Source organism: Methanoculleus sp. UBA303 (assembly GCA_002501655.1).
Classification (GTDB): domain Archaea; phylum Halobacteriota; class Methanomicrobia; order Methanomicrobiales; family Methanoculleaceae; genus Methanoculleus.
In genome coordinates this window covers 36,458-62,659 of sequence record DANY01000012.1, presented here as the reverse complement: position 1 = coordinate 62,659, position 26,202 = coordinate 36,458, and the positions used below count along the sequence as shown (strand labels likewise).

The window sequence follows — 26,202 nt, the reverse complement described above, 5'->3', positions numbered from 1 at the left end:
TAGGATCCAACCAACACCTCAACCCCGGAGGTGAGAGCCGGGCGGATCCCCTGCAGGATCGCGCGGTTTTCTCGGTGCGTTGCAGAGTGCTGCCGGACGTTGTACAGCCCCACGTTATACAGGCTCTTGGCATGGTACGCGAGCGTGTCGATAATCTGGAACGTCTTCTTGGGAAGACGGAGAGAGTTGCTGACGACTCGCAGTGCCATGGGGATATTCTCTGTTTCTCACCGGTTATTAAGAATAACCATGCAGCGCGAAAGTGTACGGGGCTGGCCCGGGCAATTCCTCCCCCCGCTTGCGCAGGGGGTCTCCTTGCCCATTCGAGATGAAGAGACCCGCCGGCCTCTACCTCGCCTACCTCTTCCAGTCCCTCATCGTTGTGAACATCCTCATCGCATTCTCACTCGAGGATTACTCACAGGTCTTCGGCGGCATCCTCGCGCTCGGCTTAACGATGGTTCCCGCCATCATCACCCGCCGGTGGAGCATCGTACTTCCCTGGCAGGTCAACCTCCTCATAGCCCTCTCGCTCTACCTCCACATAGCCGGCGGAGTCCTGGGGTACTACGACATATACTACCCTTATTACGACAAGGTCGCCCACCTCATCTCCGGGATAACCGTCTCGGTGCTCGCCTTCGTCGTCGTCCTACTCCTCGACCGGTTCAGCAGGCTGAACCTCTCCCGGCGGATGATCGTCGGGTTCATCATCATCGCCGCGATGGCGATGGAGGGGTTCTGGGAGATCTACGAGTGGTTGTTCGACACCTTCCTCGGGACAACCCTCCAGCACGGCCTCGACGACACCATGCTCGATATGATCTTCGTCCTCGTCGGGGCAGTCGCCGTGGCACTCGCCGGGAACCGTTACCTCTCGGAGTTCTCAAAGGAGGAACTCACGAGAAAGATGGTCCATGAAGAACTCCGGGGAGAGTGACCGCGAGAGCAACCACCCGGCGACGGCCCTTGACCGACTATGGGAGCAGGGTCGAAGGGGCACGAGGTGACAAGGAACCCTTTTTCAGCCCCGGCAACCTACCGGTGATCAGACAGACAGCGATCCCATGCACTATTATAAAGACATCGTATTCGAAAAACCCCTGCCGGAAACAATCCGGCGGCTCGGGCTGCTCCCTGCTGACCTGCACTTCCATACCCGGCACTCCGACTCCGCCACCCGTGTGCGGGACGCGCTGAAACTCGCGGCCCGGCGGGGAATCGGGCTTGCGATCACCGACCACAACCAGACAAGCGGCGTAGCCGAGGCAGAGCGGCAGAAGATCCACGTCCCCCTCATCCCCGGGATCGAGGTCAGCGCCAACGACGGTCCGCACGTTCTCTTCTACTTCTACTCGGCCGCAGACCTCCAGGACTTCTACCGGCGCCACATCGAGAAGAACCGGAGGAACGGTCCGTTCACCGCGATACGCCTTGACACCGCGGATATCCTCGATCGCCGGGAGGACTACTCCTGCGTCGCCGCCGAGGCGCACCCCTGCGGTTACGCCTTCCTGAACCGGGGAGTCCAGCGGTGCATCGCCGGCAAGTGCATCGGTGAAGAGGTCTTCTCCCGCCTCGACGCCCTCGAGGTGATCTGCGGCGGTATGGCCCGGTCCCACAACCTGAAGGCGGCCGGACTCGCGGTCGCCCACAGCCTCGGGCGAACCGGCGGGACCGACGGTCACCTCCTCCACGAGCTCGGCGGGGTCGTCACCTGCGCTGAGGCCGATACCGTGGAAGAGCTCCTGGACGCCATCCGCAAGAGAAAAACGGTCGTCATCGGCCGCGAGCGGCCGCTCGTCGAGAAGGCCATGATGGGGACCGCAGTCCTCCCGCACCATCTCCCCTACGCCGTCCCCATCCTCCAGGCCCGGTGGGAGCAGGACCTCCCCCGGATTAAGAGGTTCGTCCGGACCCGGCTGAACGGGTGAGACCCCTCACCCGAGGGGCGAGAAGAGCCGGGAGATTGATTCCTTGACCCGGATCCAGCGGGATCGCGCCCGGTAGCGCTCCGGCGTGATCTCGGTGCAGACATCCAGGTCCTCCTCAAAACGCCGTGCCAGATCGGCCCCGACCGCCGCATCGTAGAAGAAGGCGTTCGCCTCAAAGTTCAGCCGGAAACTCCGGACGTCCCAGTTCGCGCTCCCGACCGACCCCGCCTTCCCGTCGACGACGATCGTCTTTGCGTGGAGAAACCCGGCATCGTAGGTGTAGGCCCGCACCCCGGCGTCGAGGAGGTCGCCGACGAACGAGAGCGTCGCCCAATAGACGAACGGGTGGTCGGGCTTGCAGGGTATCATGATCCGGACGTCGACACCGGAGAGCGCCGCAAGCCGGAGGGCGTCGGTAACGCTCTCATCAGGTATGAAATAGGGCGTCTGGATGGAGACCGACTCCCGGGCCGAGTTGATCAGTTTGATGTAGCCCTCTTTTATGGCGTTCCACCGGGTGTCCGGGCCGCCGGAGACGATCTGGATCGGAGTTGTGCCGGGAGTGCCGGGATCGGGGAAGTAGCGGGGCGCGAGCCCCGGGTACTCGTCGGTCACGTAATGCCAGTCAAGGAAGAACCGGAGCTGGAGGAGCTGGACGGCCTTTCCGGTGACCTGGAAGGCCGTGTCGCGCCACGGGCCGAGCGGCCCTTTCCCCAGGTAGTCGTCCCCGATGTTGAACCCGCCGATGAACCCGGTCACCCCGTCGATGACCGCGATCTTTCGGTGGTTGCGGTAGTTGACCCGGTAGACCGAGGGGAAGAAGACACCGATCTTCCCGCCGGCGTCGGTCAGTTCAGAGAAGGCCTTCCGCGACCCGCCCCCGGCCCGGGTCCCCATCGCATCGAAGAGGAGGCGGACCTCGACGCCTTCCCGTGCCTTCTCGGCGAGGGCGTGGATGACCGCCCGCCCGAGTTCGTCGTTGTTGAGGATGAAGTACTCCAGGTGGATGTGGTCGCGTGCCCCCCGGATCGCGGCAAAGAGGGCGTCGAACTTCTCGTCACCCCGGGTATAGATATCGACCCGGTTCTCCTCGGTCAGGAACGCCCGGTTGTTCCGGAGAAGGAGAACGATCGTATCACGAAACTCTGCTGCCTCCGAGGTGGTGAACCGGTAGCGGCGGCCGGTGAACTCACGGTGCTGCTCCTCAAAAGCCTCCCGGAGGAAACGCCGATCCTCCTTCTCCTTGATGACGAACATCCTCTGCCGGGTGTAGTTCTGCCCGAAGAGCAGGTAGAGCACAAAGCCGACCGACGGCAAGGAGAAGAGGACCACCAGCCAGGCCAGAGCCGCCGTCGGGTTTCTCCGCTCGAAGAAGACGACGGTGACGGCGAATATGCTGTTGAGGATCAGGATGATCGCGGGCAGAAATTCCAGATTCACTGCGTTGCCTCCCTGCCGGAACCGGGCATAGCCATCCTATCTCCCTACGGGAGTATATTCGTTTACCTGTCGGGGTCCGTCAGGCGAACAGATGCACAAACCCGAGCGCGACGAGTATGAGGAAGACCGTGACGGCGACCCACCCGATGGTGATGAAGAGGAGGGATAGACCCCTGTCCCACCGCAGGATCCAGCCGATCACGGTGCTCGAGTAGAGGCCGACGATCGGCATTGCCTGGAGAATAATGGTGGACGAGATCGGTCCGAGCACTGCACCGTTGGGATACCGGGGACCGGGCCAAGAACGACGGGAAGGAGCGTAGCGAAGAGAAACAACACCGCCCTTACGGCCTGGCGAAGCCGGATGAGCATCGCCGAGAGGAACATGTGCCTCGCCCTTGCAGGGCGCAGGGAGAGCAGGCGCGCATATATAACTACCTGTGCCGGGCGGCTCGGCATACGTGCACCGGAACGCCCCGGGTTTAGGATCGAAGAGCACCTCCGCACCCGTCTGCCCGGCCATCGCTATAAGGGGGCCTGCCACCGGGGAGGCATACGCATATACCAGAACAGGGCCCCTCCCCGTGGTGGCGTTATGGTAAACGCAACATTTGAGGCCGGCACGCCCGGGCTCACTAAACCGGCTTCCCTGCCCCGGTGGCTCGTGCTGCTCCAGGGTATCGTCGCCCTTGCCCTCGGTATCCTGTTTCTGGCCTACCCCCTCTACAGCACCATCCTCCTCCCGACACTCCTCGCCATCATCATCGGTGTGGAGGGGCTGATCATCGGGGCCGTCCAGCTGGCAAGGGGGCTCTCCGGCGCCGGCTGGGGAGCCGGGATCCTCGGTATCGTGAGCATCATCTTCGGGCTCATCCTGATCGCAAACCCGTTCATCGCCGCCCTCGCCCTGGTCGTGGTCCTCGCGGTCCTCGCCATCATCGGAGGAGTTGCAGCAATCATCTTTGCGCTCCGGATGCCGGGATGAAAGGCGGGCGGGAGAAATCGCTCAGGTCCTGGTGTGCAGACACCATCTCACCCCACTTCACGCCGACGGCGAGATGAACCCCACCCCGATGAATCCATCCCAGAACGGTCTGAGGAGAAAATCCACCTATATCGAGAAAACTGGCTTGTTCCAGGACTGCTTGCGCGTCGCGCCGGGCAGTGCATCGGTCCAATTCAATTCGTGCGAAGGTTGACCTGAACCGAGGACCCGGCCAAACAGCCATAGCCTTTTCTCCCCAGGAGTTAAAGGGGCACCCATGCTTGACCGGATGAAGGAGAGTACAGGGAGTATCGTCGGTTTCCGGTTCGATGGAAAACTGAGCGAGAGCGATTATGCCACCATTCTGCTCCCAGAGCTCGAACGAGCAATGAAAGACCACAAGAACGTCCGGATCCTCTTAAAGATCGAGAACTTCCGGAGCTGGAGGCCGGGGGAACCCTGGGACGCCTTCAAGCGGTGGCCCGGGATCGAGAGGGTCGACCGGATCGCCGTCGTCGGCGGCGAGCGGTGGCGGGAGTGGATGAACCACCTGCCGGGGCTCTTTGTCGGGTTCTTCGCGATCGATGTGCGCTACTTCCCGGAGAGCCGTCTCCGTGACGCCTGGGGCTGGCTCCGGGAAGGGCTTTTAGTCCCGCCGCAGGCGGCATGAAACGCCTATATACCCCGGCCCCCAACCCATCGATATGCACTGTCCGGTCTGCGGTGACGACTGCGTCACGGAAGCCCGCGCACTTCTTACGGAACTCCCGGAGCGCTTCGCCCCCTGTCCCGACTGCATGGGGCTCGTCTACGACAAACAGAGCTCCCCGCCCGATATCGATACAGCAGAGCCCTGCCCCTCCTGCGGGAAACGGTTCATCGACGAGGTCTTTGCCCACATCTACCGGATCATGGCGGAAGAGGGCGACCTCGCCGGGACCGAACCCCTCGCCGCCGCCGGGACGCCGCTCGTCCACCCCGGGTCTGCGATGCGGAGAGCCCCCTACCTCCCGCCCGGATCACTCCTCCTCCTCTCCCGGTCGGTCGAGGAGCGGGCGGCGGCGCGCCTGGTCGCCGAGGTTCCGGAGGTCCGGGGGGTCGTCCGGGCAGGCGCCGGGACGCCGGGAGTCAGGGATACCGACGCGGAACCAATGACCCACACCCTGCTTGCCGGGTGCGACGTCCGGGCCGACGTCTTTCCCACCCTCAGAGGGCCGGTCGTCGTCTACAAGCAGCAGTCGGCACTGCACGTCGAGTTCCCCCGGGACCGCGATCAAAAGATCCTCTCCCTCGAACGGGAGATCAGGCGCCGCCGGCCCCGGACATTCGTAGACGCCTGCTCGGGCGCCGGCACCCTCGGGCTCGCCGCAGCCCGGGCGGGCGTCCCCCGCGTGATCTGTAACGACGCCTGGTACGCGGCCGCCTACTGGACCGCCTGCAACCTCCAGGTGAACCGGGAGTTCCTCGATATCGGGGAGGTAACGATGCACCGATCGTACGACGACCTCCGGCGACGAGAGGTCGCGCGAGACCCGCTTCCGGTCGCCACCGCCGCCGGCGCGCAGGAGATCGAGGTCTACCAGGGCGACCTCCGGCTGCTCCCGGCCGTCCTCCCGCCGGAGGTCGACCTTGCCGCCCTGGACCTCTTCGAGAAGGCGGACGCCGGGAAGGTCAGCCAGCTCACCAGGGCCTGGCAGACCCGGGTGGGCGGAGCTCTTTTTATCCCATAGACCACAGTATATACGGGGACTAGCCTGGGTGGCTCGGCGTCACCTGTCACCCGAAACCGCCGTCAGCGGGGGGCGAAGTCTGAGGAAGGCCGCAGCGGCCTGCAGGATCTGCTGCGTCCCGACGGAGAAGCCTCGTCCCATGAGGTCGGCGGAGAGGTACCAAAGTCCCGGAGGGGGCGGCGGCCTTTTGCCACGGGTACCGGTTCAGGCCCGGAAGGGAGCAGACTTACCGTGGACGTTCGGCGCCCATGGGGTTGCGGGGTGGAGGAGGGATGCAGCGGTGAATGCTTGTGCGCACGGTCGACCGAGGACGTGTTCCCAACGGCGATCTCCATGGCAAAAGTAACGATTCTTGGGGCTACAGGGAACGTCGGCACATTTGCGGCCCACACCATATCCGAGATCCCGTACGTCAGCGAAATGCTGCTCGTCGGGAGGCCCGGACGCGAAGATTTTCTTGCGGGCTGCTGCCGTGACCTTTCCGATTCGTTTGCCGCGCGAGGAACCCACGTCAGGCTCTCGTACAGCACCCGTCTTGCCGACGCAGAAGGCTCAGATATCATCATATGCACAGCGGGAGTGCCTCGTCGGCCCGGTCAGGACAGGAACGACCTCGCCTTCGAGAACGCGAAGATCATCGCCGAGACCGCCGAGACCGTCAGCCGGTCTTCGCCCGATGCCATCCTCTTTCTGGTGACAAACCCCGTCGACGTCATGACAGCCGTTGCCCTGAAGTATTCGGGGTTCCAGCCGCAACAGGTCTTCGGCCTCGGGACGCACCTCGACTCGATGCGCTTAAAATCACTGATCGCCCGGTACTTCCGGGTCCACGTCAGTGAGGTGCATACCCGCATCATCGGCGAGCACGGCGAGAGCATGGTCCCGCTCTGGTCGGCGACGACGATCGGCGGCATCCAGATCCACAACCTGCCTACCTTCTCAGGACTGCCCGCGCAGGAGATGATCGATACGGTCAGAACGAGCGGCGAGGCGATCATCAGGGATAAAGGCTCTACCGTCTACGGGCCAGGAGAAGCAATTGCAACCCTCGTCCGGACTATCCTCGGGGACGAGAACCGGATCCTCACCGTCTCAAGTTACATCACAAGCGAGGTCCATGGGATCGGCGACGTCTGCATTGGCGTGCCCGCCCGCCTCAACCGGAACGGCGTCTTCCCGCTTCCGATCAGCCTCAAAGAGGACGAGGTCACCGGGTTTGCGGAGTCGGTCAAAAAGATCCGCAGGGTCACCGCCGAAGTGATGGAACGGCTGGAAGAAGCCCGTTAGAGCGAAAAAGTGGGTATGGGAATCCACTTATACGAGTGTGGATTCAGTGATCTCGGCGCTGCCGACACCTTCAAGATTCTGGAGCGCTGCTTCAACCTCATCGGGAGCCCCGGCTTTGTCGGGGACGACGATGGCGGCTTTCAGTGCCACGAGGCCAAAGCCTATCGGCTCTTCTCTGATATCGCTCACCGGAACGGCCGCTTTGATTGCGGATTTAAGCGCTTCAAGGTTGACGTCAGGGGACTCGGGCATTATCTTCATGATAATGGCTACGTTTCCCATCGGTTATGGCCCCCGGAACCCGCACTTCGGACATGTATAGGCTATGCTCTGCTCCCTGCACCGGTAGCACCTGTTGATCTCGTGCGCGCACGCCGGGCACGGGAACCCGGTAGAGCCGGTCTCGGCCAGCGTGGCGTTGCAGGAGGTACATCGATCTCTCGCTGTCATCGTGGTTTCCTCGAAAGTTAGCTTATCATATCGCCTCTACAACAATTAAAATCTCGGGTCGACGAGAGTCCCGGTGACGGCCTCGTCCTGGAGAGCCCGGCGGACCCGGTCGTCGTGCCTGCCGTTGATCACCCGGGCACGGATGCCGTGCTCGAAGGCGAACCGGATGAACGCGGGGTCGACCTCGTCGGCGATGAGGGAGGGATCCTCGACCCTGGAGACGAGCTTGCGGTGGTGGTGGATGCCGTCGACCGATTTGAGGAGGAGGAGATCGGTCGAGAGCCTGTCTGCGACCCAGGCGGCGATGGTGTCGGAGGTGACGTTCCAGGAGTGGGGGAGGGGATCGCTCTCCCGCATGGCGCAGTAGGGGAGGAGGACCGTCACCTCCTCCGGAAGCGTGAGCCCGGAGACTGCCGGGACGCCGTGCGAGGCGATGTACCACCCGAACTGCTCCATGCCGGCGACCGCCATCCAGTGGGCGGCGGTATCGGAGACGGCAAGACGCCGGACCAGGTCGGCGAACTTCCCGCCGCCGGGGACGATCAGCACCGGGCGGCCAACCTCCTGAAATATGCCGAGCAGGGGGACGACCCGGTCAAAGAGGCTTCCGCCCACCTTGACGACGAGCGGGGGTGCAAGCGTTGTCATATCGTTTGCTCTTTATCCGGAGGATACATAACCCTGCGTATGCGCCGGATCGCCGCTGTCACCCTGCTCCTCTGCCTCATTGCCGGCACAGCCGGCGGCATCCTGATCACCGAGTTCTGCCCGGACCCCTACCGGCCCGGCGACCCTGACGAGTACCTGGTGCTCGAAGGGGAGGGGCTGCTCGACGGGTTCGTCCTCTCGGACGGCAAAGGCGGGTTCCGGTTTCCGCCGGGGACGCGGATCGACGGGCGACTGGTGGTCGCGAAGAGCGGGCCCGCGTTCGAGCAGACCCACGGCTACCTGCCCGACTTCGAGATCGAAGGGCGGACACCGACCGTGCCGGACGTTATACCGAGCGGGAACCTCCTGATGGCGAACCAGGCCGACAAACTCCTCCTCTACCGGGGGACGACCCTCGTCCAGCAGGTTGCCTGGCCCGCCGACGTCCATCCCCGGGAAGGGCAGGTCCACTACCTCGAGGAGGGCGCCTGGGACCCGCGCCCGCTCTTCATCGGCCAGTCGCGCTTCTCCCCCGCGACCTTCGAAGACGTCGCGGTGACAGCATTCGCCGCCCCGGACTGCTCGTATAGTGTCTTCTCGGCGGCCGTCGCGTCCGCAGAGCGCGAGGTCCTCGTAAACGTCTACGAGTTCACCGACCCCGCTATGGCGGCCGACCTCATCCGTGCCCGCGAGCGCGGCGCGGCCGTGACCGTCCTCCTCGAGGGCGGGCCGGTGGGCGGCATACCGCCGGAGGAGCGGGCGATAGCCGGGAGCCTCAACCGGAGCGGTATCGTGGTCCTCTCGATGACGACGACCGATGCAGCCCACGCGAAGTACCGCTACGACCATGCGAAGTATAGCATCATCGATGGGGAGACGGTCCTTATCGGGAGCGAGAACTTCAAGCCTGGCGGCTACCCGGCGCCGGGGCTGCAGGGCAACCGCGGGTGGGGGGCGTGCCTTGAGGACCCGGGACTCGCGGCCTACTTCCGGGAGATCTTCCTCTCCGATGCCCGGGGCGGGGATATCATCCCGTTCGAGGGTACGGCGGCCGGGGTCCACGTACCCTACGCGCCCGCCTACACAGTGGAGTTCGCCCCCTGCCGGGCGGAGGGAGCGCGGGTAACCCCGGTACTCTCCCCCGACACGAGCGCCCTCATCATCCGGCTGATCGAGGGGGCGGAGAAGAGCATCGCTATCGAGCAGGCCTACATAACAAACGAGACCGGGTGCGACCTCAATCCCTTCCTCGTGACCGCGATCAACGCCTCCCGGCGAGGGGTTGCGGTGCGGGTGCTCCTCGATGCCTTCTGGTTCAACACCGAGGGCGACGCGGACAACGACGAGATGGTCGCGATCATCAACCGGATCGCCGCGGCCGAAGGGCTGCCGCTCGAGGCGCGGCTCGTCGACCTGGACGCGAACAACCTCGCGAAGATTCACAACAAGGGCGTCATCGTCGACGGCCGGGCGGTCCTCGTCAGCAGCATCAACTGGAACGCCAACTCACCGGCATTCAACCGGGAAGCGGGCGTTATCATCGAGCACCCCGATATCGCTGCCTACTACACCCGGGTCTTCGAGGACGACTGGGATGCCTCGGGTGCGGGCGGGACGGGGAGCGCTACCGGGCCGGACCGGCTCAAAATCGTGGCAGCGGCGTGCATACTCGCCGGGCTTCTCGGGCTCTACGCCTACCGGCGGGGGCGAACCTGAAACCTCACCGTCTTCCGGCAAGATCGGCCGAGTGACAGACGTCGCAGATGGTGATCGTTCCTTCGCCCGAGACGATGGCGGAGACCCACCGCTCGATGACCACCTCGAGGTCACCGGGAAAGTCCTGCCGTGTAAATCCGCGTTTCCGGCTCATGTACTGGGATATCGCGGCCCGGCTGATACCGAGGCGTTTGGAGGCCTCGCTCTGGCTGATGCCGCGCTCGTTCACCAGGCGGTAGACCATCTCGGCCCGCATCTGGGGGAGCAGCCTCCGCGCGAGGGTGTCGCAGCGCATGATGTCGCAGGGAGGGAGTTCGGTCATGGTGCTGACACCATCGGGGAGTCTTTGTACTCGTAGAGGATCTGCCGGGCGTCGCGGAAGTTGAACTTCTCCACGATCATATCGTTGTCTTTGAGCCTTTTCAAGGCGTAGCGGACGGTGCGGGGGGCCAGGCTGCTGAGACGGACGAGCTCCTTGTGGGTCAGGGCGCCCCCGTCCTCGAGCAGCAGGAGGATCTTTCGGGAGGACGGGGGAAGGTTCACATCATCCATAGGGATATGTTAACGGCGTTAACATATCAAAGTGACGGAAGTTATAACCCCGGGAGCCTATAGGATATCTATGCTGGAGCGGCAGGAGAAAACGGCCCTCGCCGTGCTCGTATGCGTCGTCGGGATCGTGCTTGCGGCGCACCTCCTCTTCGACGCCGTCGCCCGGCCGCTGGTGGCGACTCCCTACTCCGAAGAGGTCCCGGACGGGGTGCTGGTCCTCCTCGAGGGAAGGGTCGAGGAGGTCAAAAAGACATCGACCGGCGGGCACCGGATCCTCACCGTCAACGGGACCACCGTCTTCCTGCCGGAGAACGTGGCTGCCGCGCTCGAGATCGGCGAGAACGAGAGCGTAACGCTCTACGGGGTCGTGCAGACCTACCGCGGGAAGCGGGAGGTGGTGGTTGCCTCCGCCGCGGATATACGGGTGCTGGAGTGACCTACTTTCTTGTGTAAAATATGTCGGCGCCGGCGGCATCCCCGAAGAGGGGCCGCCCCTGCCGGGGCTTCTTTGGGTTCGCCTCTTCCTTGATGGGCGCCGGTTCCTTCTCCGCGGGTTTCTCCGGGAGAGGTGCCGGGCTCTCGTCGCGCTTCTTCTTCCGGCCCCCTTCCACACCGGTCCCGGAGATCAGGTCTCCGTCGTTGATCCTCACTCGCGGCATACAGGAGAATTGCCGGCCCGGTATATGACACCTCTGGATCCGGCCTGCCGGCCTTCCGTGAGCCCTTCGGCAAAACGGGCCGCCTGCCGTCCCGGCCGGCTACATGAACCGCTCGAACCGGTCGCGAGGCACCCGGCAGATGGGGCAGGTCTCGGGCGGCTCGCCCCGCGCACAGAGGTAGCCGCAGACCCGGCACCGCCAGACCGGATACTTCAGGCCTCCCGGGGCCGGGCCGACCCTGGTACGCTCCTCCTTCTGCCGCTCCCGCTCCTCCGGCGGCGGCCGTCGTTCCGGGACGGGGCCGACGGCACGCATCCCGGCCTCCACGTCGGCAGTGACGTAGAGGGCGCAGTAGCAGGCGCCATAGGCAAAGAGATCAGGGTCCCGGTAGTCACAGGGGCAGATGATATCGAGGTCGTCCTCCCGGTTCCCGGAGGCGAGCCGGCAGGGGCAGGATATGTAGCCGTAGCGCCCCTGGTTCGTAAGCAGGCCCCGGACGAGGCCCCTGGTGAACTCCCGATCCGGGTTGAGATGATAGCCGCCGCCCTCCGCCTCCCGATCGAGATCGCGCACAAAGCGGTCAATCTCACCGTCGCTCACCGTGTCAGGCACCGACCGCCTCCCGGATCTCGCCTTCCTGGAACCCCACGATCACTTTTGCGTCGTCGATGACGACGGTCGGAAACGAGAGCCGCGGGTTCCACCGTTCGACCTCCCGGACTATACGGTCGCGCTCCTCGCCCGCGAGCAGGTCCACGTAGACATACGAGAACCCGACGCCGAGGTCGGCAAGGAACTCTTTTGTCCTGGCACACCAGCCGCAGGTGCTCAGGGCGTAGAGGATCACCCTGCCGCGGTCAACTCCAGGCACGTGCTGCATCTCCGTCAAGAAACTTCCTCCGTACCGATCGTCCCTGTCATGGAGGCCGAAGGTAAGTAGCTTGTCCCCGGAAGTGGGAGGGATCGGGACGGATATTTTTATCCTCTCGGGCGGGGAGAAAGGTGCAAGGCAGGATGAGATGAACGTCAGGAAATTTGCCGGAGTTGCGGCCGCACTCGTGCTCGCGGCATGGATCTGCGGCACCGCCGCCGCAGAGGAGATGACCATCGATGATATCGGGAGCGTCCCGGCCGGGAAGACGGTCACCATCAGCGGGACGACGAATATTGCACCCGGCAACCACCTGACCGTCACGGCGACGCCGGTCGGGTTCGGGCCCGCGAACAAGTCCGCACCGGCCGGAGCGGCAGGCGCATCGGGAACGGTTGTCGTAGAGGAGGGGGACACCACCGCGAACACATGGTCGTTTGCGGCGGATACCACCGGGCTTCAACCCGGCGAGTATACCGTGACCGTGGAGTGGGTCGAAGGCGACGCCGCAGCAAGCACCGCCTTCACGGTCACAGAGGCGGCGGTGGCCACCCCGGCGGAGACGGCGACGACGTCTGTCACCACAGCGCCGACGACGGTTCCGGCGACGAGCCCCACGCCGACCACCGCGGGACCGCTGGTTCCGATGACGGCGACCCTCGCGGCCGGTGTGGCCGGATGGCTGGCGCGGCGGCGGTAGGGACACGAACACTACTCATGAGGGATTCACGGGGGATTATGGTAGCGGCCCAGGATACTGGTGCAGTGATTCCAAACGAACGGACCATATCTGGCCTTCGTCCCCTCCCACCCAGAGCCCTCCTCCCCCCTCCCTCCGGGGGAAGGACGGTGCGTGGAGATACCCGGGAAAAGCCGTGCCCGGGGATGCAAACTCCCGGGCGGTGCGAAACACGATCGATGATCTCCTCCGTTGAGAGTGCCGGTAATTGAGAATCGATGCACCAGTCAACGGCAAGGAAGATGTTTTGTATAGAAGCTCCCTCTCTTTCTCATACTTTTTAATTTGCTCAGCGCATATCCTGGCTGAATCAACTCGACATTATACCTCTGCTTAAGGGTATCTCTTACCTCTCTGCGCAGTTTGTCATCTTTGGTGACGAAATACTCTGCTTTGACGAGAATTGCAGTTGTTAACAGTATTGCATCCTGGGTTTCAATCCCCTTATTGCTCAAGATCAGCCACGCAAATATCTCAGAGAAGTTATCCCCATTCTCTTCAGGCTCATCAGAGAGTGGTACAATTGCCCCGTTCTCAAATAACAGATCAAACGTACTCTGGATCCTCGCATAGATGACTTCCATACACTCTTCAGGGATATCAGGAAAGTTTCTCCCGTCACGCCAGCGGGAGATGGGCAGGCCGTTTTTGAAAAGGATTATTGTTCGCAGTTCATCCCTTATTGCAGAAAAAAGCTCGTTCAGAGCCAGATAGGAGATATAATAGGCGCATGCCGGATTTCCATGCCGTTGTGAGACAATCTCATCGATAAGTGAGATTGACGGCGAGTACCTGGTCAGATAGACCTCTCTGAACTCTTCGGATAACCCGTAGCGATCACAAAAGAGAGTTAAAATACCGCTCTTGTGCATCACCCAGGGGGCAAGGATATTCGTGTCGATACACCAGGTGTGTTGGGCGATTACGACTCCCCCTCAGGCTCTCTTTTCCGCCTTCCTTTTGGAGCTCCATAATCCCTTGATCTGCCCTGCCTCGCCGTTGACAGACGATCGTTGTCTTAACTCGTAGTACTTCCCCGTGACAGGGTTATAGATCCTTTTCTTAGCCATCGCTCTCGCATGAGTCTCTCTCATCCACCCTATTATTCATTTCGCTACCTCGATCCCCCACCATAACAGTACCCCTTCATACTTCCCGTACCCTACCGCCGGTCCACGATCCGCTTCGGGCGACCGGGTACCCGGTGAAGTTCGAGCCCACCCGGCGGTGTGATGTTGCAGAGGATACGGAGGGACCCGTCCTCGTACGCCGCCAGAAGACCCGGGGCGGACCTGAAGAGAGCGGCAAGGAACGTCTCCTCGACGGCCGCCGGGTCGACCCGGGCGGGGTCGGGGCACTCCATGCTCACCCGGAGGATAGTCTCCCCCACCTCGTCGCCGCCGTAGATGAACGCCTCGTACTCCCCGTTCAGGTAGGGCATGTTCCCGGGCTCAAAGACCGCTGCCTCCACATCCACCCGGGTGAGCAGGGCCTCCCCGATCCGGAACGTCTCCGCCTCACGCCGGGGGTAGTCGATCCGCATATGCGTCCGCCCGCACCGGCACCGCTCCCGGGAGACGACCGAACAGGTATCCTCCGTATCGTAGTTGATGAGAAGTGTCCCTGCCTTCCAGCCGGGCGCAAGAAGCGTCGTATAGACCAGCCGGCCGGTCTCACCGTCCCGGACGAACCGTTCCATCCGGGGATCGTAGAGGTCGAAGTGGACCAGGTCCTCGGGGACGTGGAGCCCGGCTTGGCGCGTGCACTCGCCGCACATCGTTCCCTCGGTGCTCCCGTAGGTGTTATAGACCGGGCAGCCCCAGACCTCCTCCAGGTAACTCCGGGACTCCGGGGCGAAGCTCTCGCCGCCGACGACGAGGCGCGTGACGCCGACCTCCCGCGGCGGGATCCCTTCCGCCTCCATGCGGCGGGCGAGCCGGAGGAGTTTGAAGACGCTCCCGATCACGGCCGTCGGGCGGTAGTGCGTCATCACCCGGACCGGGAAGGTGCACTTCCCCTCCGGGATGACCGTCACCCCGATCTCCCGGGCGGCAAGCGTCATGGTGTTTGCACCGACGTTCATACCGTAGGAGGTGCAGACCACCACCCGGTCGCCGGGCAAAAACCCCTGCGAGACGAAGAGCCGGGCGTACTTCCCGGCATACCGCTCCCAGTCCTCCCAGGTGAGGAAGAAACTCTTCGGGACCCCGCTCGTCCCGGAGGTCTCGTTGACCGTGAAGACCGCCTCCCAGGGGACGCTCTTAAAGCAGAACTCGGTGGTCTGCGGGGGCTGGTAGCGCCGGATCGTCGCCCCGGAAATAATGGGGAGGTCGCGGAGGTCCTCGTGCTCCCGGATCGCCTCCGGGCGGACGTTGTGCCGCTCAAACCACCGGCGGTAGAAGGGAGAATGTTCGTTCGCGTACAGGACGGTCGAGCGGACCCGTTCGTCGATGAGCGCGTCGAGATCCGGACGGGTAAGCGTCTCCACCACCCGGTCATGATACCGGTCGTCTGCCATCCGGCCGTGATGGACCCCCGGGGTAAAAAAAGGTGCCGGGGCTCAGATCGCCCAGGCGGGAAGGTCCGGGGAGATCCCGAGCGCCCAGAGGACGACCGTGAAGAGGAAGAACACCCAGAGCGCGACGCCGATGAGGTTGAGCCCCCAGCCGGACCCGAGAAGGTCTCTCGCGGTGACGTAGCCGCTCCCGTAGGCGACGGCGTTTGGGGGGGTGGCGACCGGGAGCATGAACGCCATCGAGGCGCAGACCGCCGCAGTCATCATCAGTATGATCGGATTGACGCCCACGCTGAGGGCCGTGGCCGCCATGATCGGCATCAGGACGGCGGCCATGGCGGTGTTCGAGGTGATCTCGGTCGCAAACGAGACCGCCAGAGCCACCACGAGGACCAGGATGACGATCGGGAGCCCATGAATAAGGGTGAGGGACTCGACGATCGTCGCGGCAAGCCCGCTCTGGATGAACCCGTTCGAGAGGGCGATGCCACCGCCGAAGAGGAGCAGGATGCCCCACGGTATCTTCACCGCCCACTCCCAGTCCATGGTGAAGATGCCCTCCTTCCGGTCGACCGGGAGGACAAAGAGGAGGAGTGCCCCAAAGATAGCGATGGTGGAGTCTTTGATACCCGGGAAGAAGATGTCGAGGCCCGGTATGATGATACCGCCAATCTCCTTTGTCTGCGCAAATATCCAGGCAAGAGCAGTCAGGGCGAAGACAATGAGCGTCCACCGTTCCCCCGTTGATACAGATCCGAGTTTCGCGAGTTCCTCCCGGATGATCCCCCGGGCGCTCGGGAGGGTTGCCGCCATCCGGCGATAGGGGACGAAGGTAAGCCAGACCCAGGCGAGGAAGAGGAATACGGCGGCGAACGGGACGCCGAACTTCATCCAGGTGAAGAAGTCGATGGCGGGCGCGGCAGGAAAGATCGTCGCGAGCTGGGATATGAATATACCGTTTGGGGGCGTGCCGATGATCGTGGCGATGCCCCCGATACTCGCGGCGTAGGGAATGGATATGACCAGGCACCGGGCGAGCGCCTGCTCTTCTCCGTTGAGGCTCTCGAGCGCCCGGTCGGTCCCGGGGATGATCGTCAGGATGATCGCGACCGCGATCGGGATCATCATCATCGTGGTGGCGGTGTTCGAGATCCACATCGAGAGGAACGCTGTGGCGACCATGAACCCGAGCACCAGGCGTTTCGGGCTCGTCCCCACAACCCGGATGATATGGAGGGCGATGCGCCTGTGCAGACCCCACCGTTGCATCGACATCGCTATGATAAACCCGCCGAGGAAGAGGAAGATCACCTCGTTGCCGTAGGAGACCGCCACCTCCACCGGGGAGAGAACCCCGAGTGCCGGGAAGAGGACCAGCGGGAGCAGGGCGGTCGCCTCCAGGGGGATGACACCCGAAACCCAGAAGAGGATCATAAGGACGGTCACTGCCGCAACGGACTTCGCCTCAGGCGCAAGGAGGGCAGGGTCGATGGGGATCGCCAGGACCGCGAAGAAGACGAGGAGTGACGCAACGATGAAGGCGACCTTTTTCATCCTCAAACCTGGGAGAAGAAATTATTTAAGCGTGCGGAATTGAAATCGCACGGGACTGGAGTGGCGGGAGTCGGAACGGGCCGTCTCACCACGGCAAGTGCCATCAGGTCGGGCTCACCGCACCCATACGCCAGGGGCGGGCGGGGCCCGGGGCTGCACCAACCTATATCTACAGGATCAGCACACGGGATACCATGGCACCAGATTGGATCCGCAGGCGAGGTCTCCCGGTCCTCCTCCTGGCCGTCTGCTTCCTCGCCCTCTGTGCGGGGCAGGCAGAGGCCCGCGGCCCGGCGATCAGCGACATCCAGCCCTACGACACGATCTTCGTCTACGAAGAGGGGCTCAACCTCTCGCAACTCCGCAACGCGACCACGGATAACCCTGTTGTGGCGCTCCAGAAGTATCAGGACGACAACCCCAGAAAATCGCTCATAAAGAGTATCCCGGTCGTCGACGACACCAACTTCGAGGTGCAGGACCTGCTCGTGGGCCACGAGTACGGGACCTACTACGCCTTCAACCCCACTGACGGCACGACGGCGCTCGTTATGATCCGCGAACCACGGGTCTTCCTTGACGTTGTGCTCGCAAACCCCTACCACAACGAGCCCCTGGCCGGACTCTCCGTCTCCGAGAACACCCGGATAGCGTTCCGGATAGCCTCCCCCGACGTCGGGGCCATCTACCAGGCTGGCGGTGTCTACCCGGCGACGGTCGATATCGTGCTCACCCATCCGGGCGGCGCGGAGAGCACCGTCATCAGCGGGCTTAACTTCGCCGGATTGAACGTCAGTTCGACCCGGTTCTACACCGACGACCCCGGCAGGCCCGGCGCAATCCCGCTCTCCGGCCTCCGTGATCCGGGGACCTACACCGTCCGGGCCGAGTGGAGGACGCCGGAAGCCTTCGACGCCTACGCCCCCAACTCGGAGCCCGTAACGTTCACGGTCGGGAATCGGGTCGGTGTCGAGACCGGGACGCCGACGCCTGCCGTGACCGCGACGGCCACGCCGACGGTAACCGTGGCACCGACGACCGTGACGGCGACCGCAACAGTGACGGTGACGACCACAGAGACAGCCACGCCGAATGCGACCGCGACGACGGCGCCGGCAACCCCCACGCCGACCGCGGCGCCGCTCCCGGTCGCTGCAGTCGTCGGGGCGCTCGGTCTCGCCGTCATCCTCGCCGGCAGGCGCCGGTAAGGGAATTCAGCAGGACCGGCAGCCGCAGCCACCGGCCGCGTCCCGGATACGGCGGAGGGCGGCGGCCGCCCACTTCGCGACGCCCGGGTCGCCGTCCTCGAGCGCCGAGATGAGCGCCGGGACCGCTGTTGTGTCCCCGATGATCCCGAGGGTGTAGGCCGCCCACATCCGGAGGCGGGGGTTGGGGTCACCGAGCGCGGAGAGAAGCCCCGGGAAGGCGGCCGGGCCGAGGGCGGCGAGGGCCTCTGCCGCCGCCATCCGGTCAGTGCTCTCACCGTCGCGGAGGACCCCCATCAGGCCGGCGACAGCGTTACTCTTCTCCATCCCCGCACCCCGGTCCGACGCCGATCTTCTTCTGCCGCCACGATCACCACGTTCTTCCGTTCGCCGACCATAACATCCATTCCAGGCCTCCAACCCGGCACGAGTGCCGCAGGGCTGATGGCCATACTGCTCTTGGTGCCCGGAGGGAAAAACGATCGGTTTTATGCCGGGCTCCGGCCTTCCAAAAAGAGTGTTAGTGGTTCTGCCGGTAGCAGTCCCAGGCATCGACCGCGGTGCCGTTTGCAAAGATGCAGACACCGTACTCGCTGCCGTCGGGGTTCTTCCGGGTCTCGTAGGTGTGGCCCTGCTCCAGGCACCAGACCGCGGCCGGGTCGGCCATGCCGACACTTCCGCCACAACTTGAACAGGCCCATGGGATAGCGATGATATCGACCGGAACCCCCCACTGCTGGATGGTCACGGTATCGCGCGCGATCTTCCCGGCGAAGGTGATCCGCATCCCGTCGACGCGGTAGCGCTCCTCAAGCCCGAGCGGGAGGTAGCGCCCGCCGTCATCGGCGATAATGCCGTAGAACCCGCCCTCGAGATCGATGTAAGTGACCGTCCCGTTTGCCGCGACGAACGTCGCGTTTCCTGCCCTATCGATGGCAAGAACCTCAACCGGGGTTCCCTCCTGCTCGACGGTCATGACATCCTCCTTCACCTCTGCGACGAACGTCACGTTCAGGCCGTCGACCAGCCATGCCTCATCCAGGCCGAGCGGGAGAAAGCGTCTCCCGTCGTCGGCGACGATGTCGTAGAACCCGCCCTCGAGGTCGATGTAGGTGATGGTCCCGTTCCCGGAGACGAGCCGGACGCCGCCGATGGGTTCGATGGTCCGGATCTTCACCTGGGTTCCCCACATATGGAATCCCAGAGTGTCTTCTTCCAGATCGGCACAGAACTGCACGGAAAGACCGTCGATCCGGTACTCCTCCGGGAGGTTCACGGGAAGGTAGTTCATGCCGTCTTCCGCGATGATACCATAAAATCCGCCTTCAAGGTCGATGTAGGTGACCGTTCCGTTCGTCGCAACCGTGCGGCGGGTGTCGCCCTTCTCTATGCTGACGATATCGACCGGCGCTCCCCATTGCTGGATGGTCGCCGTCTCGTTCGCGATATCGACGACGAACGTGACCCGGAGGCCGTCGGCCCGGAAGTCTGCCGGGAGGTTTCGCGGGAGGTAACGCTCGCCGTCATCCGCGACGATACCGTAGAACCCGCCTTCGAGATCGACGTAGGTGACCGTCCCGTTCCCGGATATGCGGTCGGCAGGGCCGTCCTCCCCCCCGGCAGCCATGCACCCGCAGGCAACGACCGCCCCGAGGAGTGTGAGGACGATGATCAGATAGTTCGGATAGGATCCCGTCATAGGCATCAACGACGATAATTCTCCCGCCGGAGGTAAGTAGGTTGCTTTAACTACGAAATAATCCGGACCTATGCATTCAAGGTGCCGGTTCGCCAGCCTCCGGGTGTTCCGGAGCCGACCTGTAACTCATTCCGGGGAGAGCAGGGGAAGTGGCCAAAAAGGGGCTTTGTTGAATCCCAACCTGTTGGCTCTCGATGGTCGCACTCATGGGGCACTCCGGCACATGGCTTTCCCCCGGCCTGCGCACCTGGCGAGGCTCGAACTCCACCTGCTCCGAGCACGGCTTTCCACCGGATATCACATTGGGGGAGGGGCAGACGGGGAGGGGGTCTCCTCCTCCCCTGTCCCCACCCCCAGACGCGATAGCCACCACGGTCCACTGCCGGGAGACATGCCGAAGGAAAAGACCGATCCCAGGGACAAGCCGGGTCCAGTACCACCCTCATCGGGGCAGGGAAAGACCGGAACAGGGTTTCAGCAGTGGCCAAAAAACCTAAAAAAGGGTATTACCTTCCCCCGACGCCGCCGCCGCCGAAGCCGCCACCGCCGCCGAAGGACCCGCCGCCGCCGAACCCACCGGACCCGCCCGAGGACGGCGGGGAGTAGAGAACGATCGGCGCAAAGATCACCGGCATGTTCGAGTAGAGCGGCACCCCGACGTCCGGGAGGCTGATATTTAAGTTCTTCATCGCCTGCTCTACCTTATCACCGAGGCCGAGCGCGGTCCCGTAGACCAGCCACTCCCCCCACATCGAGAGGTCGGCGGGGGAGTACTGCCGGATAAGGGCAAGGTCCGAGAGGAAGTAGGCGAACGCGTCCCACTCGAGTTTCTCCTTGTAGTGGTCGCCCTTCCAGACCCCAAACAGTGTCGAGGGGAAGAGGGCCGCGATCCCGACCTGGACCGCGACGATGAAGGAGAGGACGCCGGCCGGGATGAGGAGGTAGGCCGCACCCGGCGCGAATATGAACGCGAGGATCGCAAGCCCGCAGGGGATGGCGCCGAGGAATATGAGCGGGAGGATGAGCCCCCGGCCGTCCCTGACGTACTGCCGGGCAAGCGTCGTATCCACATCCCGGGAGAGAGCGGCAAGCGACTGCTGGTACTGCAGGATCCGGTGCTGGTAGCCGGGGCTCCGCCGGGCGGTCTCGGCGAATGTTTCCAGTTCGGCGGTATCCACGACGTGGTCGTCCGCGATGTTCGCAAGGAAATTGAGCACCCGCTGCTCGTAGGGGTCGGCAGACTCCCCGGAGACTATCCGGACCGTAACACCCTTACCGTCCGGCTTCTCGGTCACCACGATCTTCCCCTGCCGGTGGAGGTCAAGCACCGTCGCGTAGAACCCGTTGTCGTCGAACTCAAGGGCGTCGCCCTTGAAGAGGAGGTTCACCTGCCAGGGCTTGAGGCCTGGATTCGGCGTGAAACTCAGATACTCCGGCACCGTAAACGGTTTCTCCCTGCCGTAGCGGAGATAGACGCCGAGGAGGACAAACGGCATCGCGAGGACGAGAAGGGTCGCAAGATCGTAGAGGATACTCGCCGCCCCGTAGAGGATTGCGGGCCAGCGGTTGGCATCGGCCGCCTTCTGCCGCACGTCCGGGACGAACGTCCCAAAGCCGCCGACCTTCTTGGTGAACGCGGGATTGAGGACCATCTCAACGTTCAGCGCATCATCCTGGGATGCACTTCCCGTTATGACGACGGCGTCCGCCGTCCGCTCGACATTGAGGGTCGGGGGATGCGTGTAGACTTCTTCGATATCCCCAGCGAACGGGAGGGTGATCCGGAGATCCCGGTAAGGGACGTGCTCGTCCACGAGTTTCAGGTTCAGGTGCGCCCACTGATTGTCGTACTCGACAGGTGGGCGGACCCGGTAGCGGTACTCCACCGTGTAGGTGCCCGGGGTGAAGTAGCCGGGGTTAAAGAGGCCTACCTCGTTCTCGAGCGCGAGATCCCGGATAACCGCGAGGTCTTCCGGGCTCGCGGTCCCGGCGGCCGTCCGGACTTCGCCCCCGGAGTCCTTGACGTAGCCGACGGTCCCGGGCGGATACCGACGACGAGGAAGATGAGGAGCGCAGGGACCCCGGAGTCCTTGACGTAGCCGACGGTCCCGGGCGGGGCGGTCATACCCAGGAACTCGATGTGCGGCCGGTCGATGGCGGCGAAGGTGAGCGGCGCGTCCCAGTAGCGGAAGAGCATCCGGTACTCCCCCGCTGCGTGGACGTCATAGGTATACCGCTCGACCAGGGTCCCGTTCTCGAAGAAGACGGCGTCGTAGTGCTGGACATCCAGGTTTCCCTGGAAGAGGCCGGGGAGCGCGGTCGCTCCGGCGACTGCCAGCACCCCGACGAGCAGGGTGATGGCAACAAGGATGAGGATCTGCTGCCGTTCAGTCATGCGCATGGTCTATCAGAACGCTATCGTCGGGACCCGCTCGATCTCCTCGCCGAACTCCAGGTACTGCAGTTTCGTAAAGCCCATGGCGCCGGCGACCAGGTTCGAGGGGATTGTATCGGTCATGGTGTTGTACTGCTGAGCGATGTTATTGTAGGTGTAGCGGTGCCGGGCGATCTCGTCCTCGACCCCCCTGACCGCACCCATCAGGTCCTGCACAGTCCGGGAGGTCTTGAGGTCGGGATAGTTCTCGGCGACGGCGAGCAGCCGCCCGAGGACCGACCGGGACTCGCGTTCGAGTTCGTTTAAGTCACCGGGACCGGCGCTGCCGATGCGGGCCCGCATCGCGGTCACCCCGGTCAGGGTCTCCTTCTCGAAGGCCGCGTAGCTCTTCACCGCACCGAGGAGCTGCTCGATCATGTCCAGCCGCTTCTTCATCGCGACCTTCACCTGCCCGATCGTCGCTTCGGCAGAGTTTTTGAGGGAGAAGAACCGGTTGTAGATACCAATCAGGGCGACCGCGATGCCGATGACGATCAGCACCACGACAGCGATAAGAACAAGGGAGATGATGTCTACCAAGGTTGTCACCAGTACTGTATGTGCCCTACGGCGTATTTAAGGGATGACACCCGAAACCGCACGAGATGCGGCCGGAACTACCAGAGTTCCCGTACCGCTGTACCGGCTACTCCGCGACCACCTCGCCGGAGCTCACCATAGCCACAACGTTGCCGTCCGCATCCCGAAGGAGGGCGTTGTGCCAGAGGATCAACTGTTCCCGGCCGTCCCGGGTTACGACCGGACTCTCCTCGAAGGCGGGCGGCTCAAACTCCCCGGCCACGAGGCGGAGATAGTTCTGGCCGAGCCGATCGCGCAGGCGCTCCGGGACGACCGTCGCAAACCAGTTCTTCCCGGCGAGGTCTTCCTCGGCATACCCCAGGATCTCGCTCCCCCGCCGGTTGACGAGGTTGATGGTCCCGTCCGCCCCGATCACCGCGATCATCACGCCGGCCGCATCCAGGTAGCCCTGCGCCCGGTCGCGCTCCGCAACCAGGAGGTCTTCGGCGGCGGCGCGGTCGGTGACATCCTCGGCGATCCCGAGCATGTATCGGAGCACGCCCCGGGAGTTGAAGATGGGAATCTTCTTCATGGAGATGCTCTCCCCCGTCGGGAGGTGGACATTCTCTTCCCGGCCGGCCGACATCTCCAGCATCTCCTGGCCGCCGTCGGCGAAGAAGGCCGCCATCTCCGGCGGGAAGAGGTCGGCGGCCCGCTTTCCTGCCATCTCCTCCTGTGTCATTCCAAGGAAGGACTCGGCGGCCCGGTTCGAGAAGACGAACGTGTTCCCATCCACCTCCCGGACGAAGACCATGCTCGGGACGTTGTTGACGACCGAGTAGAGGAACGACTTCCACTGGGCCACCCTCTTTACAGCCCGGACCCGTTCGGTGACGTCACGGCAGACCACGCGGTAGCCGGTAAAGTCGCCGATCATGTCGTAGACCGGCGTCCCGCTCACATCGAGGATGACGGTGCTCCCGTCCCGGTGGAGCATCGTCCACTCAAAGAGGACCCTCGGCTCCGGATCGGCGAAGAGCGCCGTAAACTCTTCCCTGACCCGGTCCGCCTTCTCCGGGACCATGAAGTCGCAGGGCGTCTTCCCAAGCATCTCTTCGGGTGCGTAACCGAGGATCTCCCGGCTTTTTGGGCTAACGTAGGTGAACGTGCAGGTCTCGTCAACGTTCAGGATCAGGTCGCTGATGTTCTCGACGAGGCTCCGGAAGAGCAACTCGCTCTCGCGCAGGGCCTCCTCCGCCCGCCGGCCCTCGGTGATATCCTCGAGGATGATGGTGACTCCCGGGGCCCCGTCGTTGAAGACGGTGGGAAGAAACTTGATCCGGAAGAAGAGTTCCTCGTCGTGCCGCAGGAACCGGAGTTCTTCTGTGACCTCACGCCCGTTGAGGGCATCGGTGATCCGGCTCCGTATCAGCGGGTGGTCGAACGCGGCGAGCGGTGATGCCTCGATGCCGTTCCCGATGATATCGTCCCGCTCTCTCCCCGCAAACGTGCAGACCGCATCGTTTGCCTGGACGATCCGGCGATCGCGGTCGAGGACCAGCACGAGATCCGACGAGAAGTTGAGCATGGCGGCGATGGGGACCCTCTGCGAGAGGTAGAAGACCTTGGCCTTCCCGTAGGTCTCCATCTCCACCTGGCCCGATACGAGGAGGACGTCAAGGTAGCGGGAGACGGTGTTCCGATTGATACCAACGGCGGCAGCAAGGTCGGAGACCGACATGCCTCGCGGATGCTCTTTTAATGTGCTGAGCAGGAGAGAGAGTGCGTCGGTAGTGGGATCCATGTGCAAATAGAGTTTCGCGCCGGGGGATATAGGGTTTTGCAGTGTTGCATACTCCATTGCCACGCATAATGCCACACCCCAATGCAAGGCATTAGCCAAAAAAGATATATACGATATCGATCAACTCATGATCCCCCAGAGTCGGCAGAGACGGGGAATCTCTGTCGACGATCTGGGCCACACGGGCACATGTGGCCCGGACCGGCAAGAGATCGGCTGGGATCGGTGAACGGAACATTCACCACGCTGACTGCACCAACGTCAAGGTTAACGTCCACACCGGGGAACTGCCCCGGTGTAAAAACCAGGCACACCTCTCTAAACACTCATACTGGCACACGGTTGGATGGGGCACCGGGGCGGGAGGCACAACCGTCCCGGTATCGCCTGCAGACACCGTATGGTTACCACACACCCGACAATATACCCTCATTTTTTAAACGATTCCGCAAGGGACGCCCCTGGATGAGAAAACAGCACCTATCTTCCATCAATCGAACCACACCCCGATGTAACAGGAGCCTCGCGGCCACTTCATCCGGGCGGTGGCGGATAGCGTGGCCTTGCACCCGCGAGGGTGAGAGGAACGTCCTCTCGACGATCAGGTGACGGCCGGCGGTCACCCTGGCGCCGCGAGGAGCGACCCGAGCACCCCCGGGAGGTCCTCCTTCGCCGTGACGACCGTGGCCGATTCTTCGAGCATCAGGTTGACCAGCTCATGGTGCCCGGCGATCCGGAAGTCGGTGCGGAGCGCGACGATCCGGCGGCCGAGGGCATACGCATACCCCATCTCCCAGGATGTCCCCGAATCGGCGTCCGCGCCGTCGATGACCCCGACAACGATATCGGCTTCCTGGAGCGCCAGGAGGTGCTGCGCGAAGATAGCCTGGTGCTCCTCCCGGCACCGGGTGTTGCTTGTGTCCCCCACTTCCTGGGGGAGGTAGACGTCGAAGAGGTGCCGTTCGAGTAAGTCGTGGAGGAGAAGGTTGTAGGCCCGTTCCGCCTCAGAGAAGAGCGGGGCGGCGAGGTATATGCGGTGGCAGGCAAACTCCTTCACGTCGATTGCCGGGATCTCCGGGAACCGGGCGAGGAACGCCCCGCGCCCGGGCTGTTTGACGGACGAGTAGTAGGTGGCCGTCACCCCGCAGGCGGGGGAGGAGTCCACGCCGACGATCGCAAGCGGCGGCTCTCCCCGCTCCCTGATGATGGCGCGGACCTCCGCCTCGAGCCGGTCGAGGAGCGCCGCAAATCCGGGCGTCGCGAGGCGGTCGAGGAACGAGCCCGGGGGCCGGTCGGACCCGAGGTAGATCGTCTCCGGGCAGGGGAGCGGGACCATATCGATCGAGAAGCGCCGGCAGCGCTCGATGGCCCGCTGGAACTGGCGGAGGTCCTCATCGGTCGTTATTCCGCGGGCACGACAGGCGGGGTTCTGGATACAGGGAGCGATGAGCACGTACATTG

At 63.6% G+C, this 26,202-nt stretch carries 29 protein-coding genes, 1 other RNA gene and 1 pseudogene; 11 read left to right on the top strand and 20 right to left on the bottom strand.

The window, feature by feature from the left end; genetic code table 11:
- Positions 1–209 (bottom strand): annotated as a pseudogene (locus tag BP846_RS02940) (RNA-guided endonuclease TnpB family protein); the annotation flags it as partial.
- 119 nt (positions 210–328) lie between these two features.
- On the opposite strand from BP846_RS02940, the gene BP846_RS02935 reads away from it, so the two are divergent.
- Complete coding sequence (locus tag BP846_RS02935; RefSeq protein WP_292392547.1) at positions 329–940, top strand: hypothetical protein; 612 nt, start codon at positions 329–331, stop codon at positions 938–940.
- A gap of 127 nt (positions 941–1,067) precedes the next feature.
- Positions 1,068–1,934: a PHP domain-containing protein gene (locus BP846_RS02930; RefSeq protein WP_292392546.1), complete on the top strand. Its 867-nt coding sequence runs from the start codon at positions 1,068–1,070 to the stop codon at positions 1,932–1,934.
- 6 nt (positions 1,935–1,940) lie between these two features.
- On the opposite strand, the gene cls is transcribed toward BP846_RS02930, so the two are convergent.
- Complete coding sequence (gene cls, locus BP846_RS02925; RefSeq protein WP_292392545.1) at positions 1,941–3,374, bottom strand: cardiolipin synthase; 1,434 nt, start codon at positions 3,372–3,374, stop codon at positions 1,941–1,943.
- 79 nt (positions 3,375–3,453) lie between these two features.
- Positions 3,454–3,645 (bottom strand): hypothetical protein, encoded by a 192-nt coding sequence (locus tag BP846_RS02920; RefSeq protein ID WP_292392544.1) that lies wholly within the window; start codon positions 3,643–3,645, stop codon positions 3,454–3,456.
- A gap of 324 nt (positions 3,646–3,969) precedes the next feature.
- Here BP846_RS02920 and BP846_RS02915 point away from each other — a divergent pair, with 324 nt between their 5' ends.
- The 5 genes from BP846_RS02915 to BP846_RS02895 all read left to right on the top strand — a co-directional run bounded on the left by BP846_RS02915 (position 3,970) and on the right by BP846_RS02895 (position 7,376).
- A complete protein-coding gene (locus BP846_RS02915; RefSeq protein ID WP_292392543.1) occupies positions 3,970–4,359 on the top strand; it encodes a DUF308 domain-containing protein in 390 nt (129 codons plus the stop codon).
- A 277-nt stretch (positions 4,360–4,636) separates the two neighbouring features.
- Complete coding sequence (locus BP846_RS02910; RefSeq protein WP_292392542.1) at positions 4,637–5,029, top strand: STAS/SEC14 domain-containing protein; 393 nt, start codon at positions 4,637–4,639, stop codon at positions 5,027–5,029.
- 34 nt (positions 5,030–5,063) lie between these two features.
- A complete protein-coding gene (locus tag BP846_RS02905; protein WP_292392541.1) occupies positions 5,064–6,089 on the top strand; it encodes a hypothetical protein in 1,026 nt (341 codons plus the stop codon).
- Positions 6,090–6,101: 12 nt separating this feature from the next.
- Positions 6,102–6,411: signal recognition particle sRNA (ffs, locus tag BP846_RS02900), an RNA gene on the top strand.
- A gap of 11 nt (positions 6,412–6,422) precedes the next feature.
- A complete protein-coding gene (locus tag BP846_RS02895) occupies positions 6,423–7,376 on the top strand; it encodes a malate dehydrogenase (RefSeq protein ID WP_292392540.1) in 954 nt (317 codons plus the stop codon).
- Between the two features lie 27 nt (positions 7,377–7,403).
- On the opposite strand, the gene BP846_RS02890 is transcribed toward BP846_RS02895, so the two are convergent.
- From BP846_RS02890 to BP846_RS02880, 3 genes are read right to left on the bottom strand one after another with little or no spacing between them, the layout of a single operon-like run.
- Positions 7,404–7,658, bottom strand: coding sequence for an elongation factor 1-beta (locus BP846_RS02890; RefSeq protein WP_292392539.1), 255 nt, complete (start codon positions 7,656–7,658; stop codon positions 7,404–7,406).
- A 3-nt stretch (positions 7,659–7,661) separates the two neighbouring features.
- Positions 7,662–7,826: a zinc finger domain-containing protein gene (locus tag BP846_RS02885; protein ID WP_292392538.1), complete on the bottom strand. Its 165-nt coding sequence runs from the start codon at positions 7,824–7,826 to the stop codon at positions 7,662–7,664.
- Positions 7,827–7,871: 45 nt separating this feature from the next.
- Complete coding sequence (locus tag BP846_RS02880; protein WP_292392537.1) at positions 7,872–8,474, bottom strand: uridylate kinase; 603 nt, start codon at positions 8,472–8,474, stop codon at positions 7,872–7,874.
- 39 nt (positions 8,475–8,513) lie between these two features.
- Between BP846_RS02880 and BP846_RS02875 the strand changes: the two genes are divergently transcribed.
- Positions 8,514–10,190, top strand: coding sequence for a phospholipase D-like domain-containing protein (locus BP846_RS02875; protein ID WP_292392536.1), 1,677 nt, complete (start codon positions 8,514–8,516; stop codon positions 10,188–10,190).
- Positions 10,191–10,194: 4 nt separating this feature from the next.
- Here BP846_RS02875 and BP846_RS02870 read toward each other — a convergent pair whose 3' ends face one another.
- Together BP846_RS02870 and BP846_RS02865 are read right to left on the bottom strand one after the other, a co-directional pair.
- Positions 10,195–10,512, bottom strand: coding sequence for a transcriptional regulator (locus BP846_RS02870; protein ID WP_292392535.1), 318 nt, complete (start codon positions 10,510–10,512; stop codon positions 10,195–10,197).
- On the bottom strand, positions 10,509–10,742 hold the full coding sequence (locus BP846_RS02865; RefSeq protein ID WP_292392534.1) for a winged helix-turn-helix domain-containing protein: 234 nt from the start codon (positions 10,740–10,742) through the stop codon (positions 10,509–10,511). The genes BP846_RS02870 and BP846_RS02865 overlap by 4 nt, the downstream gene beginning before the upstream one ends.
- A 70-nt stretch (positions 10,743–10,812) precedes the next feature.
- Here BP846_RS02865 and BP846_RS02860 point away from each other — a divergent pair, with 70 nt between their 5' ends.
- Positions 10,813–11,178: a hypothetical protein gene (locus tag BP846_RS02860; RefSeq protein ID WP_292392533.1), complete on the top strand. Its 366-nt coding sequence runs from the start codon at positions 10,813–10,815 to the stop codon at positions 11,176–11,178.
- Position 11,179: 1 nt separating this feature from the next.
- Here BP846_RS02860 and BP846_RS02855 read toward each other — a convergent pair whose 3' ends face one another.
- From BP846_RS02855 to BP846_RS02845, 3 genes are all read right to left on the bottom strand, one after another.
- Positions 11,180–11,401 carry a hypothetical protein gene (locus BP846_RS02855; RefSeq protein ID WP_292392532.1) on the bottom strand — a complete coding sequence of 74 codons (222 nt, stop codon included), beginning with the start codon at positions 11,399–11,401 and terminating at the stop codon, positions 11,180–11,182.
- A 99-nt stretch (positions 11,402–11,500) separates the two neighbouring features.
- Entirely contained in the window at positions 11,501–12,013 is a 513-nt protein-coding gene (locus tag BP846_RS02850; RefSeq protein ID WP_292392531.1) for a ferredoxin-thioredoxin reductase catalytic domain-containing protein, read from the bottom strand.
- Complete coding sequence (locus tag BP846_RS02845; protein ID WP_292392552.1) at positions 12,006–12,281, bottom strand: glutaredoxin family protein; 276 nt, start codon at positions 12,279–12,281, stop codon at positions 12,006–12,008. The genes BP846_RS02850 and BP846_RS02845 overlap by 8 nt, the downstream gene beginning before the upstream one ends.
- 139 nt (positions 12,282–12,420) lie before the next feature.
- On the opposite strand from BP846_RS02845, the gene BP846_RS02840 reads away from it, so the two are divergent.
- Positions 12,421–12,972: a hypothetical protein gene (locus BP846_RS02840; RefSeq protein ID WP_292392530.1), complete on the top strand. Its 552-nt coding sequence runs from the start codon at positions 12,421–12,423 to the stop codon at positions 12,970–12,972.
- A 266-nt stretch (positions 12,973–13,238) separates the two neighbouring features.
- On the opposite strand, the gene BP846_RS02835 is transcribed toward BP846_RS02840, so the two are convergent.
- From BP846_RS02835 to BP846_RS02825, 3 genes are all read right to left on the bottom strand, one after another.
- Positions 13,239–13,883, bottom strand: coding sequence for a hypothetical protein (locus tag BP846_RS02835; RefSeq protein ID WP_292392529.1), 645 nt, complete (start codon positions 13,881–13,883; stop codon positions 13,239–13,241).
- Between the two features lie 290 nt (positions 13,884–14,173).
- Positions 14,174–15,529, bottom strand: a complete 1,356-nt coding sequence (gene ftsA / locus BP846_RS02830; RefSeq protein WP_292392528.1) for a coenzyme F390 synthetase — start codon at positions 15,527–15,529, stop codon at positions 14,174–14,176.
- Positions 15,530–15,571: 42 nt separating this feature from the next.
- Positions 15,572–17,080, bottom strand: a complete 1,509-nt coding sequence (locus BP846_RS02825) for an SLC13 family permease (RefSeq protein WP_292392527.1) — start codon at positions 17,078–17,080, stop codon at positions 15,572–15,574.
- Between the two features lie 194 nt (positions 17,081–17,274).
- On the opposite strand from BP846_RS02825, the gene BP846_RS02820 reads away from it, so the two are divergent.
- Complete coding sequence (locus BP846_RS02820) at positions 17,275–18,288, top strand: DUF3821 domain-containing protein (protein ID WP_292392526.1); 1,014 nt, start codon at positions 17,275–17,277, stop codon at positions 18,286–18,288.
- A gap of 6 nt (positions 18,289–18,294) precedes the next feature.
- On the opposite strand, the gene BP846_RS02815 is transcribed toward BP846_RS02820, so the two are convergent.
- The 6 genes from BP846_RS02815 to BP846_RS02790 all read right to left on the bottom strand — a co-directional run bounded on the left by BP846_RS02815 (position 18,295) and on the right by BP846_RS02790 (position 26,200).
- On the bottom strand, positions 18,295–18,612 hold the full coding sequence (locus BP846_RS02815) for a HEAT repeat domain-containing protein (protein WP_292392525.1): 318 nt from the start codon (positions 18,610–18,612) through the stop codon (positions 18,295–18,297).
- A gap of 193 nt (positions 18,613–18,805) precedes the next feature.
- Positions 18,806–19,990 carry a DUF333 domain-containing protein gene (locus tag BP846_RS02810; RefSeq protein WP_292392524.1) on the bottom strand — a complete coding sequence of 395 codons (1,185 nt, stop codon included), beginning with the start codon at positions 19,988–19,990 and terminating at the stop codon, positions 18,806–18,808.
- Between the two features lie 500 nt (positions 19,991–20,490).
- On the bottom strand, positions 20,491–22,167 hold the full coding sequence (locus BP846_RS02805; RefSeq protein ID WP_292392551.1) for a DUF2207 domain-containing protein: 1,677 nt from the start codon (positions 22,165–22,167) through the stop codon (positions 20,491–20,493).
- 224 nt (positions 22,168–22,391) lie between these two features.
- A complete protein-coding gene (locus tag BP846_RS02800) occupies positions 22,392–22,970 on the bottom strand; it encodes a LemA family protein (RefSeq protein ID WP_292392550.1) in 579 nt (192 codons plus the stop codon).
- 94 nt (positions 22,971–23,064) lie between these two features.
- Positions 23,065–24,741 (bottom strand): PAS domain S-box protein, encoded by a 1,677-nt coding sequence (locus tag BP846_RS02795; RefSeq protein WP_292392523.1) that lies wholly within the window; start codon positions 24,739–24,741, stop codon positions 23,065–23,067.
- A gap of 619 nt (positions 24,742–25,360) precedes the next feature.
- On the bottom strand, positions 25,361–26,200 hold the full coding sequence (locus BP846_RS02790; RefSeq protein WP_292392522.1) for a nucleoside 2-deoxyribosyltransferase: 840 nt from the start codon (positions 26,198–26,200) through the stop codon (positions 25,361–25,363).
- Positions 26,201–26,202: the final 2 nt, after the last annotated feature.

Excerpts from the sequence above, each read along its gene's own strand:
- BP846_RS02935 (WP_292392547.1), top strand. The coding sequence starts at position 329 with ATGAAGAGACCCGCCGGCCTCTACCTCGCCTACCTCTTCCAGTCCCTC.
- BP846_RS02930 (WP_292392546.1), top strand. The coding sequence starts at position 1,068 with ATGCACTATTATAAAGACATCGTATTCGAAAAACCCCTGCCGGAAACA.
- BP846_RS02915 (WP_292392543.1), top strand. The coding sequence starts at position 3,970 with ATGGTAAACGCAACATTTGAGGCCGGCACGCCCGGGCTCACTAAACCG.
- BP846_RS02910 (WP_292392542.1), top strand. The coding sequence starts at position 4,637 with ATGCTTGACCGGATGAAGGAGAGTACAGGGAGTATCGTCGGTTTCCGG.
- BP846_RS02905 (WP_292392541.1), top strand. The coding sequence starts at position 5,064 with ATGCACTGTCCGGTCTGCGGTGACGACTGCGTCACGGAAGCCCGCGCA.
- BP846_RS02895 (WP_292392540.1), top strand. The coding sequence starts at position 6,423 with ATGGCAAAAGTAACGATTCTTGGGGCTACAGGGAACGTCGGCACATTT.
- BP846_RS02890 (WP_292392539.1), bottom strand. The coding sequence starts at position 7,658 with ATGGGAAACGTAGCCATTATCATGAAGATAATGCCCGAGTCCCCTGAC.
- BP846_RS02885 (WP_292392538.1), bottom strand. The coding sequence starts at position 7,826 with ATGACAGCGAGAGATCGATGTACCTCCTGCAACGCCACGCTGGCCGAG.
- BP846_RS02880 (WP_292392537.1), bottom strand. The coding sequence starts at position 8,474 with ATGACAACGCTTGCACCCCCGCTCGTCGTCAAGGTGGGCGGAAGCCTC.
- BP846_RS02875 (WP_292392536.1), top strand. The coding sequence starts at position 8,514 with ATGCGCCGGATCGCCGCTGTCACCCTGCTCCTCTGCCTCATTGCCGGC.
- BP846_RS02870 (WP_292392535.1), bottom strand. The coding sequence starts at position 10,512 with ATGACCGAACTCCCTCCCTGCGACATCATGCGCTGCGACACCCTCGCG.
- BP846_RS02865 (WP_292392534.1), bottom strand. The coding sequence starts at position 10,742 with ATGGATGATGTGAACCTTCCCCCGTCCTCCCGAAAGATCCTCCTGCTG.
- BP846_RS02860 (WP_292392533.1), top strand. The coding sequence starts at position 10,813 with ATGCTGGAGCGGCAGGAGAAAACGGCCCTCGCCGTGCTCGTATGCGTC.
- BP846_RS02855 (WP_292392532.1), bottom strand. The coding sequence starts at position 11,401 with ATGCCGCGAGTGAGGATCAACGACGGAGACCTGATCTCCGGGACCGGT.
- BP846_RS02845 (WP_292392552.1), bottom strand. The coding sequence starts at position 12,281 with ATGCAGCACGTGCCTGGAGTTGACCGCGGCAGGGTGATCCTCTACGCC.
- BP846_RS02840 (WP_292392530.1), top strand. The coding sequence starts at position 12,421 with ATGAACGTCAGGAAATTTGCCGGAGTTGCGGCCGCACTCGTGCTCGCG.
- BP846_RS02835 (WP_292392529.1), bottom strand. The coding sequence starts at position 13,883 with ATGCACAAGAGCGGTATTTTAACTCTCTTTTGTGATCGCTACGGGTTA.
- ftsA (WP_292392528.1), bottom strand. The coding sequence starts at position 15,529 with ATGGCAGACGACCGGTATCATGACCGGGTGGTGGAGACGCTTACCCGT.
- BP846_RS02825 (WP_292392527.1), bottom strand. The coding sequence starts at position 17,080 with ATGAAAAAGGTCGCCTTCATCGTTGCGTCACTCCTCGTCTTCTTCGCG.
- BP846_RS02820 (WP_292392526.1), top strand. The coding sequence starts at position 17,275 with ATGGCACCAGATTGGATCCGCAGGCGAGGTCTCCCGGTCCTCCTCCTG.
- BP846_RS02815 (WP_292392525.1), bottom strand. The coding sequence starts at position 18,612 with ATGGAGAAGAGTAACGCTGTCGCCGGCCTGATGGGGGTCCTCCGCGAC.
- BP846_RS02810 (WP_292392524.1), bottom strand. The coding sequence starts at position 19,990 with ATGCCTATGACGGGATCCTATCCGAACTATCTGATCATCGTCCTCACA.
- BP846_RS02795 (WP_292392523.1), bottom strand. The coding sequence starts at position 24,741 with ATGGATCCCACTACCGACGCACTCTCTCTCCTGCTCAGCACATTAAAA.
- BP846_RS02790 (WP_292392522.1), bottom strand. The coding sequence starts at position 26,200 with ATGTACGTGCTCATCGCTCCCTGTATCCAGAACCCCGCCTGTCGTGCC.